Source organism: Streptomyces sp. NPDC030814, assembly GCF_055572155.1.
Window position 1 is genome coordinate 350,514 of sequence record NZ_JBVIDX010000004.1, and the last position, 12,806, is coordinate 363,319.

7 protein-coding genes are annotated in these 12,806 nt (G+C 67.5%); 2 read left to right on the plus strand and 5 right to left on the minus strand.

Going from position 1 to position 12,806, the window contains the following annotated elements; all coding sequences use genetic code 11:
- Window positions 1-34: 34 nt before the first annotated feature.
- A complete protein-coding gene (murJ, locus tag ACZ43N_RS11805; RefSeq protein ID WP_468096888.1) occupies window positions 35-2,260 on the minus strand; it encodes a murein biosynthesis integral membrane protein MurJ in 2,226 nt (741 codons plus the stop codon).
- Window positions 2,261-2,307: 47 nt separating this feature from the next.
- Complete coding sequence (locus ACZ43N_RS11810; protein WP_468096889.1) at window positions 2,308-4,734, minus strand: DUF6049 family protein; 2,427 nt, start codon at window positions 4,732-4,734, stop codon at window positions 2,308-2,310.
- Window positions 4,735-4,969: 235 nt separating this feature from the next.
- Between ACZ43N_RS11810 and ACZ43N_RS11815 the strand changes: the two genes are divergently transcribed.
- The gene (locus ACZ43N_RS11815) at window positions 4,970-6,415 is read left to right on the plus strand and encodes a CCA tRNA nucleotidyltransferase (protein WP_468096890.1); all 1,446 of its coding nucleotides are present in this window, start codon (window positions 4,970-4,972) and stop codon (window positions 6,413-6,415) included.
- Between the two features lie 129 nt (window positions 6,416-6,544).
- On the opposite strand, the gene ACZ43N_RS11820 is transcribed toward ACZ43N_RS11815, so the two are convergent.
- The 3 genes from ACZ43N_RS11820 to ACZ43N_RS11830 form a co-directional block, all read right to left on the minus strand.
- Window positions 6,545-7,861, minus strand: a complete 1,317-nt coding sequence (locus ACZ43N_RS11820; RefSeq protein WP_468096892.1) for an MFS transporter — start codon at window positions 7,859-7,861, stop codon at window positions 6,545-6,547.
- A gap of 101 nt (window positions 7,862-7,962) precedes the next feature.
- Window positions 7,963-9,045 (minus strand): inositol-3-phosphate synthase, encoded by a 1,083-nt coding sequence (locus ACZ43N_RS11825; protein WP_468096893.1) that lies wholly within the window; start codon window positions 9,043-9,045, stop codon window positions 7,963-7,965.
- 44 nt (window positions 9,046-9,089) lie between these two features.
- Window positions 9,090-9,767, minus strand: coding sequence for a PadR family transcriptional regulator (locus ACZ43N_RS11830; RefSeq protein ID WP_468096894.1), 678 nt, complete (start codon window positions 9,765-9,767; stop codon window positions 9,090-9,092).
- A 373-nt stretch (window positions 9,768-10,140) separates the two neighbouring features.
- On the opposite strand from ACZ43N_RS11830, the gene ACZ43N_RS11835 reads away from it, so the two are divergent.
- Window positions 10,141-12,804: a transglycosylase domain-containing protein gene (locus ACZ43N_RS11835; protein ID WP_468096895.1), complete on the plus strand. Its 2,664-nt coding sequence runs from the start codon at window positions 10,141-10,143 to the stop codon at window positions 12,802-12,804.
- Window positions 12,805-12,806 lie beyond the last annotated feature (2 nt).

A 12,806-nucleotide genomic window follows, 5' to 3' on the forward strand; every position in this document is an offset into this window, starting at 1 on the left:
GACGACGGACGATGGTTGTGCGCCTAACCCCGCTTCAGCGTCCCAGTCGTCCGCGGACCATGCCGACCATCGAGTTGAGCTCTTCGATGCGCATGCGCCGCGCGGCGACGTAGAAGACACCAAGCAGAACGATTCCTCCCCCGACGAGTGCGAGCATCGAGCCGCCGACGCCCTGTCCCAGACTCCGGCTGATCCCGTAACAGGCCGCGCCGCTGACCAGCGCCGCGGGCAGCGACGCGATGGACAGCCGCGCGTACGTCCGCATGACCCTGGAGCCGTCCAGGTCACCGCCCAGCCGCTTCTTCAGCCGCCGCCAGGCGACGCCCACACCGATCATGTAGGCGAGCCCGTATGAGGCGGCCATGCCGACCACCGCCCAGCGGGCCGGGATCACCAGGAAGCAGATCGCGGAGGCGCCGGCGTTGACGGCGGCCACGATGACCGTGTTGTAGAAGGGCGTCCGGGTGTCCTCGTACGCGTAGAAGGCGCGCAGGACGACGTACTGCACGGAGTAGGGGATCAGGCCGAGACCGAAGGCCATCAGCATGAAGCCCATGTTGGTGGCTGCGTCGGTCCCCGATGAGCCGAAGATCAAGGTGCACATGGGAATACCGAGTGCCACAAAGCCGAAAGCGATCGGCACGATGGCGACGGCCGTGGTGCGCAGGCCCTGCGAGATGTCGTCACGAACTGCGCCGGCGTCGTCTTCGGCGGCCGAACGCGAGATGCGTGGCAGCAGGGCGGCCATGAGCGAGACGGTGATGATGGCCTGGGGCAGACCCCAGATGAGCTGGGCGTTGGCGTAGGCGCTGAATCCGGTACCGGAGATCTTCGTTTCGGTGACCGCCGCGGTTGCCAGCTGAGTGACCACGAGGGCGCCGGCCTGGTTGGCGAGCACGAAGAGGATCGTCCACTTGGCGAGCATCGCGGCCTTGCCGAGGCCGTGGCCCTTCCAGTCGAAACGGAGCCGCATCCGGAACCCGGTCTCCCGCAGGTACGGGATCATCGCGAGTGCCTGGACCACGAGGCCCAAGAGGATACCCACACCCAGCAGCCGCTCACCCTCCGGCGGGATGTTCGCGACCGTCATGTGTGAGTCGGCCGCGCTGCCGTAGACCCAGAGGAAAGCGCCGAGGGTCACGATGATGACGATGTTGTTCAGGACCGGGGTCCACATCATCGCGCCGAATCGGCCACGGGCATTCAAGATCTGTCCCATCACCACATGGATGCCCATGAAGAAGATGGAGGGCAGGAAGTACCGGGTGAAGGTGACAGCGACGTCATTGGCCTCGGCGTTGCCGGCGAGGGGCGTCGACAGCGCGCGGACGAGGAGTGGCGCGGCGAACATGGCGAGAGCGGTGAGGACGCCGAGGACGACCATGACCAGGGTCAGCAGTCGGTTGGCGTATGCCTCCCCGCCGTCGTCGTCCTCCTTCATGGCCCGCACGAGCTGCGGCACGAAGACGGAGTTGAGGCCGCCGCCGACGGTCAGGATGTAGATCATCGTCGGCAGCTGGTAGGCCACCTGGAAGGACTCGCCGAGGAGACTGAGTCCCAGCGCCGAGACGATCATCGCGGAGCGGATGAACCCGGTGAGGCGCGAGACCATGGTGCCCGCCGCCATCACGGCGCTCGACTTCAGCAGACCCGAGGCCCGCCCACCCTTCTTCGGGGCCTGCGCGGCCGCCTGCGCGGCCGCGGGGGCCTGCGAGGGCTCTTCGTGCTGCGGGCGGCCCGGGGCCGGAGCGGGGGTCGGGCCGGGCACGGAGGGTTGTCCGGGGGCGCCATGGCCGCTCTGCTGCTGGTCCCGGAAGAGATGGGCGAACGCGTCGGGTTCGTGACGCTCCTCGCCGGCCTGTGTGACCAGGTCGTCCACTCCCACGAACTGGGTCGTACGGGCGTTGTCGCCGTACGGCAGATGCCGCGAGGGGCCGTCCGGCTCGGGCGCGGGCGTCTGGGCCCACACACGCGGGTCCGGGGCGTACTGCGACGGCGTGGGCTGCCCGTAGAGCGGCTGCTGCGGCTGGTGGGCGCCCGGAGGCGGTGGAGGGTGCGCGGCACGGTCGTAGAGCGCCTCGGCCACGGGGTCCTGCGCGGACAGATCCCTCGCGCGGTAGGGGTCCTGGTCGTAGGCGTCCTGGAGGTACATGTCCGCGGGGGGCTGCGGCGGCACCTGGGCCGACGCGGGCAGCGAGCCGTCGGGGTAGCCCGAGTCGGCCGCGCCCTGGCCGTGGTCACCGTCGTACGGCGCGTTCATGGTTACCCCACCTCATCGTCCCCGGGCCCACCGGCCACGACAATCGCTCAACGGTCCACTCTCTCACCCGTTCCGGACCGGCCGGTGTTTTCCGGTGCGGTGTCCGTGGCCGGGTCACTCGGGTGCTCCGGCGCGTCTGTCCCGGACTCGGTCGGGGACTCCCCTTCGTCAGTGTGTACGACTTCGTCAGTGTGTACGACCGAGGCCGCCTCGGTGTTCGCCTCCCCGCCCGGGGAAGTGCTCTCCGCCGGGGTCTCGTCCTGCGAGGTGTTCTCCGTCTCCTGGCGGGCGGCGGCGCGCTTGCGCTGGGTGTACATGCGGAACCCGGCGAGGACGAGGAGCAGAACACCGCCTGCGATGACCAGCATGACCGTGGGGGTGATCTCGGTGACGCTCACGGTGAAGACGACGGGGCCGCCGTACTTCTGGCCGTCCTTCGTGTAGAGCTGGGCGACGACGTCGACCTTGCCGTTGGCCTCGGCATTGGTGGTGAACTTCACGGACTCGCTGTGTCCGCCCGAGATGTCGATGGACTGCTCGTCGTAGGCCTTGTCACCGATCTTCAGACGCTTCGGCAGCTTCGACGTGAGGCGCAGCGTCAGATTGTCGACGCCCTGCACGAGGTTGTTCTGCACGGTCACCGGGATCTTGGCGCTACGGCCCGAGAGCTTCGTCTCGGACTTCTCGATCAGCCGGACCTGGCTGGTGAGCGTGTCGAGGTACGACTGCACGCCGTCGCGGTAGGCCCGTGCGTCCGCGGCGTGACCTCGCCAGGACGTGGACATCTCCCGGTCCATGGTCCGGCCGAAGGGAGTGACCACGCGCGACTGGCGGTTCAGGATCACCTTGAAGCGGTCGAGGTCGCTCTGGGTGCCGTGGATCTCCTCGAACGCCGACTTCGGCAGCGCCTGCTTGCGCAGCGACTTGGGGTACGCCGAGGCGGACGGGATACGGGTGCTGGCATTCGGGTCGGGCTTCGCCTCGGCGGCGGCGGACAGGTCCTGGGACTGTGACCAGGTACCGCCCTGGAGCGCTGTCAGGGCCTGCGCCATCGCCCGGGCCTGGCTGGCCGACGGCATGCGCTGCGGGGCGATCACGATGCTGCGCTGCTTGTCGGTCTGCAGATTCGTCATCAGGCTCTGAGCGAGGAACCTCTGCACCGCCAGCGTGGAGCTCTCCGCCTTCGTCATGTCGCCCTGGAACCCCATGGACAGCTGGGCGTCCGCGACCACGGCCGTGGTGCCACCGCCGATGGGGCGTGCTGCGGTGGGCGTGTAGGTCAGTCCGCGGCTCTCCTCCAGGCTGTCGCTGCGCGCGATCACCTTGTCAGCCCCCGCCGAGGTGGCGACCTTGATGATCGACGGGTCGACGGCGCCGTTCACGGGCCAGGCGAACTCGGTGTTCGGCTCCACGCGGAGGATGTTCTCCACAGTGTCCGCGGCGACGTCGGTGGCGTCCTTCAAGCGGCTGAGGGAGCCCGTGACGGCCTTGCCGTTCTGCGCCAGCGACGCCAGATCGGGGTCTGCGAAGGGGAGCGCGACCACCTCCTTGCCCTGGACCGCGGTCTCGAGTTCCGCCAGCCACGCCTTGGCGACGGCCTGGCTCCGGCCGGGGACGGTGGTGTTCCCGCTCTGGACGCTGTAGCTCTCGGTCATCGCGACGACGGACGCCAGCAGATCGGGGTCGACCACCCAGGTGACGTCGAGATCCTTGCCCAGCGCCAGCATCTGCTCCAGGCGGCCGCCCGCGGAGATCTCCTTGGCGAGGTCGTCGTTGAGGAAGGTGGGCGTCTGACGCTCGCCCGGCCCCGTCTCGGCCGTGAGATGGCTGGTGGAGATCAACGGCCAGAGGTACGTCGTCCTCGTACTCGTGTCCGCCTCGTCGGGGTGCCAGGGGAGGAACGTGCGCTGGATGCCGAGAATCTGGTCGTACTGGGCCGCAGGGGTCCGGCCGGAAAGGGAGACGCCGAGCTGGTAGACGCCGTCAGAACCGAGGTCCAGTTTCTTGACGGGCACCGAGATCGTGAAGGGCTGGGCCACGCCCGACGCCAGCTTGGAGAACTTCTGCACGTACTTCCCGCCGACCTCCGTCCCGTCGGTGAACTGGTCGAAGCCGTTGCGCTTGGCCGCGCTGTCGATGGAGGAACGGGTCGTCAGGGGCGCCGAGCCCACCCGCAGGCCCACATGGGCATCCGTGATCGTCTGCTTGCCCTTGTTCGTGACCGTGCCGGAGACGGTGACCGTGTCGCCATCGGTAGGCACGCTGGGGCTGAGGGAGTCCAAGGACACAGCAACGGTGTTCGTGCCCGTGGCATCGGCCGGCGCGGCCTTCGGCGCCGCGAGGGCCTCCGGAGCGGCGGAGAGCTGGAGCAGACCGGCCAGCAGCGGTGCCCCGGCGATCAGTGCTCCCGCGCGCAGCAGCCAGCGGCGGGCAGGTGAGGGACCGGTCCCCTGGAAGTCTGCCGCCTCGGCCACGCGCTCGCCCGTCCCTCGTCGTCGTCAGTGGTCGTCGGAATGTGCGTCCACGCATGGTAACGATGTGCGCTGAGGTGAAGTGCCGCGGTCCGTTCCACAAGATCGGGAAATGAGGCCCGGACTGTCGCCTATGTGCACGTATCAAGGGGGTCGGGACGGGGTCATCTGCGCGAAGCCGTTGTGCACGTTCAATGGAGGCGACCACTGTCCCGGCGGCCACGTACCCTTTTCTGTTGTGCCGAACGCCAACGAACAGTCCAGCGCCCTGAGCCAGGTGCAGCGCCGCGCGGTGAGTGAACTGCTGCGCGTCGCCCCTGTCGCCGATGATCTTGCCCGTCGCTTTCAGGAGGCGGGGTTCTCGCTCGCCCTGGTCGGTGGATCGGTCAGGGACGCGCTGCTCGGCCGGCTCGGCAACGACCTGGACTTCACGACGGACGCCCGACCCGAGGACGTGCTGAAGATCGTGCGCCCCTGGGCCGATGCCGTCTGGGAGGTCGGAATCGCCTTCGGCACGGTGGGGGCCCAGAAGGACGGCTACCAGATCGAGGTCACGACCTACCGGTCGGAGGCCTACGACCGGACCTCCCGCAAGCCGGAGGTGTCGTACGGCGACTCCATCGAGGAAGACCTCGTGCGGCGTGACTTCACCGTCAATGCGATGGCGGTGGCGCTGCCCGAGAAGGAGTTCATCGACCCGCACGGCGGGCTGGAGGATCTCGCCGGGCGAGTTCTGCGCACCCCCGGTACGCCGGAGGATTCCTTCTCGGACGATCCGCTGCGGATGATGCGCGCCGCGCGGTTCGCCGCGCAGCTCGACTTCGAGGTCGCGCCGGAGGTCGTCTCGGCGATGACCGACATGGCCGGCCGGATCGAGATCGTCTCGGCGGAGCGGGTGCGGGATGAGCTGAACAAGCTGATCCTCTCCGCTCACCCGCGTAAGGGTTTGACCTTGCTGGTGGACACCGGTCTCGCCCAGCACGTTCTGCCCGAGCTTCCCGCGCTGCGGCTGGAGCGTGACGAACACCACCGGCACAAGGACGTCTACGACCACACGCTGATCGTCCTCGAGCAGGCGATCGCGCTCGAGGACAACGGGCCCGACCTCACCCTCCGTCTCGCTGCGCTTCTGCATGACATCGGCAAGCCCCGTACACGGCGTTTCGAGAAGGACGGCCGGGTCTCCTTCCATCACCACGAGGTGGTGGGGGCCAAGATGACCAAGAAGCGCATGACGGCCCTCAAGTACTCCAATGACCTGATCAAGGACGTCTCGCGGCTGGTCGAGCTCCATCTGCGCTTCCACGGGTATGGCACCGGGGAGTGGACGGACTCCGCCGTCCGCCGCTACGTACGCGACGCCGGTCCGCTCCTCGACGGGCTCCACAAGCTGACCCGCTCCGACTGCACCACGCGGAACAAGCGCAAGGCGAGCGCGCTGTCCCGTGCGTACGACGGTCTGGAGGAGCGCATCGCGCAGCTTCAGGAGCAGGAAGAGCTGGACGCCATCCGTCCGGACCTCGACGGCAACCAGATCATGGAGATCCTGGGTGTCGGTCCGGGCCCGGTCATCGGGCAGGCCTATAAGTTCCTGCTGGAGCTACGGCTGGAGAACGGACCGATGGAGCACGACGAGGCGGTGGCGGCGCTCAAGGAGTGGTCGGCGCAGTTGCCCCAGACCTAGTGACCGCAGGACTTCTCTGGACGGGGCGCGATGTTTCACGTGAAACATCGCGCCCCACTGCTGTGTCAGGAGCCGTCGGCCTCTCCTGGCTCCACTCGACGGCCCGATGTTTCACGTGAAACATCGGGCTCACGTCATCGAGCGTGGACCTGTCTCAGGGGACTGTCTCGGCATCCCGAAGCGTGCCATCCCCACGGCGACGGCTCCATAGATCACCGCCACTGTGACCACCAGCGCGACGGAGCGGCCGTCGGGAGGCAACATCAGAGCGGCGACGGCGGCGGCACCGACGAACGCCACATTGAACAGAACGTCGTAGAGGGAGAAGACGCGGCCGCGGTAGCCGTCGTCGACGGCGGACTGCACCATCGTGTCCGTCGAGATCTTCGCTCCCTGAGTGACGAGCCCCAGGACGAACGCGGCGATCAATATGGACCCCTCCGTGAAGGGCAGTCCGAGAGCGGGTTCCAGCACCGTGGCCGTAGCGGCGCACGTAACGATCCAGAGGGCCGTCCCCAGCCGTCCGGCCGCCCATGGCGTCAGCGCGGCGGCGGTGAAGAACCCCGCCCCTGAGATCCCGAGAGCAAGGCCGAGCAGGGCGAGCCCTTCCTCCGAATCAGGCGCTCCGGCGGGTGCGGATGGCCAGGCGTACCGGCACAGCATCAGCACCATGACCGTGAAGGCGCCGTAGCAGAACCGCATCATCGTCATCGACACCAGCGCCCAGGCCGCAGGCCGCCGCGCCGGCGTGACGAGATGTCGTACCCCCGCGACCAGTCCCCGGGCCGTGCCGGCGATCGCGGCACCCAGACGTGGCTGCGCCCAAGCAGGTTCCGGGCCTAGCAGGTCCCGGGCGATGCGCAGTGAGGTGAGGGCCGCGCACAGATACAGAGCCGAGCCGAGAAGGACCACCACGGCGTCCGAGTCCGAGCCCACCAGACGTATGACGAAGGCGAGTCCACCGCCCGCTGTCGCGGCGAGCGTGCCGGCGGTGGGAGAGAGGGAGTTGGCGACCACCAGGCGGTCGGCGTCGACCACATGGGGCAGTGCGGCGGAGAGGCCGGCCAGCACGAAGCGGTTGACCGCCGTGACGCAGAGCGCGGAGATGTAGAACAGCCAGTCGGGAACGTGGATCACCATCAGGACGGCCGTCACGGACGCGAGCAGGGCGCGCAGCAGATTGCCGTACAGCAGCACCTGACGGCGCCGCCAGCGGTCCAGCAGGACACCGGCGAAGGGTCCGACGAATGAGTACGGAAGGAGCAGGACAGCCATGGCCGAGGCGATCGCCGCGGCGGACGTCTGTTTCTCCGGGGAGAAGACGACGTAGGTGGCGAGCGCGACCTGGTAGACCCCGTCCGCTCCCTGTGAGAGCAGCCGTACGGCGAGCAGACGCCGGAAGTCCCGGAAGCGCAGGAGCACCCGCAGGTCTCGTACGACAGCCATGGAGCACAGCCTCACATACGGGAAGGGTCCCCGGGTGTACGACCCGGGGACCCTCAACGGCCCGAAGAACGAGCGGACTTAGCGCACCGCACCTCGTCCGGTCAGCGCTCGACCTCGCCCTGGATGAACTTCTCGACGTTCTCCCGCGCCTCGTCGTCGAAGTACTGGACCGGCGGGGACTTCATGAAGTACGACGACGCCGACAGGATCGGACCGCCGATACCGCGGTCCTTGGCGATCTTCGCGGCGCGCAGGGCGTCGATGATGACGCCGGCGGAGTTCGGGGAGTCCCAGACCTCGAGCTTGTACTCCAGGTTCAGCGGAACGTCGCCGAAGGCACGGCCCTCAAGACGGACGTAGGCCCACTTGCGGTCGTCGAGCCAGGCCACGTAGTCGGACGGGCCGATGTGGACGTTCTTCTCGCCGAGCTCCCGGTCGGGGATCTGGGAGGTGACGGCCTGGGTCTTGGAGATCTTCTTGGACTCCAGGCGGTCACGCTCGAGCATGTTCTTGAAGTCCATGTTGCCGCCGACGTTCAGCTGCATCGTGCGGTCCAGGACGACGCCTCGGTCCTCGAACAGCTTCGCCATGACGCGGTGCGTGATGGTGGCACCGACCTGCGACTTGATGTCGTCGCCGACGATCGGGACGCCCGCCTCGGTGAACTTGTCCGCCCACTCCTTGGTGCCGGCGATGAAGACCGGCAGGGCGTTGACGAAGGCGACCTTGGCGTCGATGGCGCACTGGGCGTAGAACTTCGCCGCGTCCTCGGAACCGACGGGCAGATAGCAGACGAGGACGTCGACCTGCTTGTCCTTGAGGACCTGGACGACGTCGACCGGGGCCTCGGCGGACTCCTCGATGGTCTCACGGTAGTACTTGCCGAGACCGTCGAGGGTGTGGCCGCGCTGGACGGTCACACCGGTGCTCGGCACGTCGCAGATCTTGATGGTGTTGTTCTCGGAGGCGCCGATGGCGTCCGCGAGGTCGAGGCCGACCTTCTTCGCGTCGACGTCGAAGGCCGCGACGAACTCCACGTCCCGAACGTGGTAGTCACCGAACTGCACGTGCATGAGGCCGGGGACCTTGGACGCCGGGTCGGCGTCCTTGTAGTACTCGACTCCCTGCACCAGCGACGCGGCGCAGTTGCCCACGCCGACGATGGCTACGCGAACCGAACCCATTCCGGTTGCTCCCTGTGTGTACGAGTGAGGTCCTGGCAGGGACCTCACGTGGCGGTGTCGCCGGGCGCATCCGGACCGGGGGTGTCCCCGGGCCGGGGCAGGGCGCCCGGCGCTCCCTCTGTGGTGTCGCGAGCGGGTTCTCCATGGGCGCGACCTTTCAGATCGCGGCCCGCCCGCTCGCTCTCGATGAGCTCGTTCAACCAGCGCACCTCGCGCTCCACGGACTCCATCCCGTGGCGCTGGAGCTCAAGCGTGTAGTCGTCGAGGCGCTCGCGGGTGCGTGCCAGGGAGGCACGCATCTTCTCCAGCCGTTCCTCCAAACGGCTGCGACGGCCCTCCAGGACGCGCATGCGCACATCACGGGAGGTCTGCCCGAAGAACGCGAAGCGAGCGGCGAAGTGCTCGTCCTCGTACGCGTCGGGGCCCGTCTGCGAGAGCAGTTCCTCGAAGTGCTCCTTGCCTTCCGCCGTCAACCTGTAGACGATCTTGGCGCGGCGGCCCGTGAGGGCGGCAGGAGCGTCGTCCTGGGCACCCCCCGACTCCTCGATCAACCAGCCGTTCGCGACCAGCGTCTTGAGGCAGGGGTACAGCGTCCCGTAACTGAAGGCGCGGAACACACCCAGTGAAGTGTTGAGTCGTTTGCGCAGCTCATAGCCGTGCATCGGGGCTTCGCGCAGCAGGCCGAGTACGGCGAACTCGAGGATTCCGGAGCGCCGGCTCATCGTCGCCTCCTCTCTCCCGCTGGCCTCCCCGGCACCCTCTATGCCGAGCTGATGTATCGACTCGATACATCACGACGATAGAACGCCCCTACGTATGCGACAAGTGGGGGCACGGTGAACGGGGTCACATCACCGATTAGTAGGAAGCAAGTTGCCGGATTTGGTATGAAGTTCGGTGCTCAGTGGGGTTTGACGGTGCGTAGTCTGTGCGGCATGCACACCACCGGGAGCCGAGTGACGTTAGAGCACGTCGTCGTCCTGAGTGCCGTACGGATGAATGCCAACACGACCGCATCCGTACTTCGGGGGGACCGGAAACCAGCCGCCGTTTCCAGGCGCGCACGGGTGCGCCTGCCCGAGGAGTAGTCGTTCGATGAGCGAGCACCGTCGCAAACCGCCGCAGCCGCAGGGAGGCGGACGTGCCGCGGCCAGACGCGGCCAATCGGCGTCCTCCGGCCGCCGCGCTGCACCGCGGGGCACGACCGGGTCACTTTCCCAGACCTATGGGGCGGGAGGTGATGACACCCCGTACGAGGGCCGTGCAGCGGCTCGACGGGCGGCGCAGAGAAGTACCGGCACCGGCGGCGGGCGCCGTAGAACGGCAGAGCCCGCGGGACGCGGACCGGGCCGGGGACGAGGGCGGCCCGCTCCCCCGGGCAAGAAGCGCTTCATCGACTATCCGCGCGCGGGCAAGTACGGGGCCATGCGGTGGGTGCCGTCCTGGCGTCAGGTGACGGGGCTGTTCATCGGCTTCTTCGGCTGTCTGGTGGCGGCCGCCGGTATCGGGTACGCCGTCGTGGCGGTCCCCAACCCGGCCGAGGCCGCGACCGCGCAGAACAACGTCTACTACTGGTCCGACGGCACGCAGATGGTCGCGACGGGTGGTGAGATCAACCGCCAGATCATCGCCTACGAGAAGATCCCCAAGGCGATGCGCTACGCGGTCATGTCGGCCGAGAACAAGACGTTCGAGACGGACAGCGGCGTCGACCCCATGGGTATCGCCCGCGCCGTCGTCAACATGGCCAAGGGCGGTCAGACGCAGGGTGGATCGACCATCACCCAGCAGTACGTCAAGAACGCCATGCTCGACGACCAGTCGCAGACCCTCTCCCGGAAGGTCAAGGAACTCTTCATCTCGGTGAAGGTGGGCGCCTCCGTCGAGAAGGAGGACATCATGCGCGGCTACCTGAACACGGCCTACTTCGGCCGTGGTGCCTATGGCCTTCAGGCAGCCGCCCGCACGTACTTCGGCGTGGACGCGGAGGATCTCGATCCGAGTCAGTGTGCCTTCCTCGCCGCCGTCCTCAAGGGCGCCACGTACTACGACCCGGCCGGCGCGACGTCGATCGACCCAGCAGCCACGCCCGAGGCGAACACCAAGCGGGCCATGGAACGCTGGGGCTGGATCCTCAACGAGATGGTCAAGGACAAGCGCCTCTCGGCGGCCGAGCGGGCCAAGTACACCGCATTCCCCAAGATCCAGCGGCCTCGGTCCAACGCTCAGTTGGGTGGGCAGATCGGCTATCTCGTCGACACCGCCAAGGGTTACATCCTCAACAACACCGACATCACGCCGAAGCAGCTCGAGCGGGGCGGCTACGAGATCCACACGACCTTCGACAAGGACAAGGTCAAGGAACTCGAGGCGGCCGTGAACAAGGTGCGCAAGGAGCACATCAAGCCCAAGCTGCGCCCGAAGACGGACACGCATGTGCAGTTCGGTGGGGCGTCGGTGAATCCGAAGTCGGGCGCCATCGAGGCGATCTACGGCGGTGAGGACGCCACCAAGCACTTCACCAACAACGCCGATGTGACCGGCGCACAGGTTGGTTCGACGTTCAAGCCCTTCGTCCTGGCGGCGGCCATGACCTGGGGCAAGCGCGACCCCGATCTGGATCCGGACCAGGCCCAGGACGAGCGCACCATCGTCTCGCCGAAGAGCCTCTACAGCGGCAAGAACGACCTCAAGATCAGGGACTACGACGGCTCGATCTGGACCAACGAAGAGGGCAAGGAGTGGCTGCAGGCCAATGACGGCGATGCGTCGTACGGCAAGGCACCGAAGTACCAGATCGACCTTCGCGAGGCGATGCGGGTCTCGGTGAACTCCGCCTTCGTGCAGCTGGGCATGGACGTCGGTCTCGACCGGGTGAAGGAGGCGGCCATCGAGGCGGGCCTCAAGAAGGACAGCCTCACGGGCACCAGCTATCCCTCCTTCTCGATCGGTATCTCCGACCCCAGCGCCATCCGCATGGCGGGCTCGTACGCGACCTTCGCCGCCAGCGGCAAGCAGAACGACCCGTTCTCCGTCAGCAAGGTCGAGTACGAGGGCCTGACGAAGTTCGACCACGACGACATCGCTGCCCCCAAGGAGGCATTCACCGCGGACGTCGCCGACAACGTCACCGATGTCCTCAAGACCGTCGTCGACAAGGGAACCGGTACCTCGGCCCAGCTGGCCGGCCGCGAGGTGGCCGGTAAGACCGGTACCACCGACGGCAACAAGTCGGCCTGGTTCGTCGGGTACACCCCGCAGCTGTCCACCGCGATCAGCATGTACCGCATGGACGACGACGAATCCAACAAGAACCGCACGTTCTTGGAGATGTACGGCACGGGTGGCCAGGAGACGATCCATGGTGCTTCGTTCCCGGCCGAGATCTGGCACGACTACATGGAGGACGCGCTCAAGAACGTACCGCCGAAGGCGTTCCCGGAGCCGCAGCCCATCGGTGTGATCGTCAATGACGACCCGGACCCGACGCCGACTCCCTCGGCGGCCGAGTCCCCGGAAGAGAGCCCGGACCCGTCCCCGTCGCCGTCCGAGAGTGAGCCCCCCGTTCCGTCACCCAAGCCCAGTGACAAACCCTGCAAGAACCCGTTCGACCCGACCTGTGCGGACACCGGCGGTACGGACACCGGGGGAACGGACACCGGTGGCACTGACGGCGGGGTGACACCAACCCCGACCGCACCAGAGGACGATACGAAAGGCAATCAGAACGGGGGACTCTTCGGAGGACCCACCGGATAGCT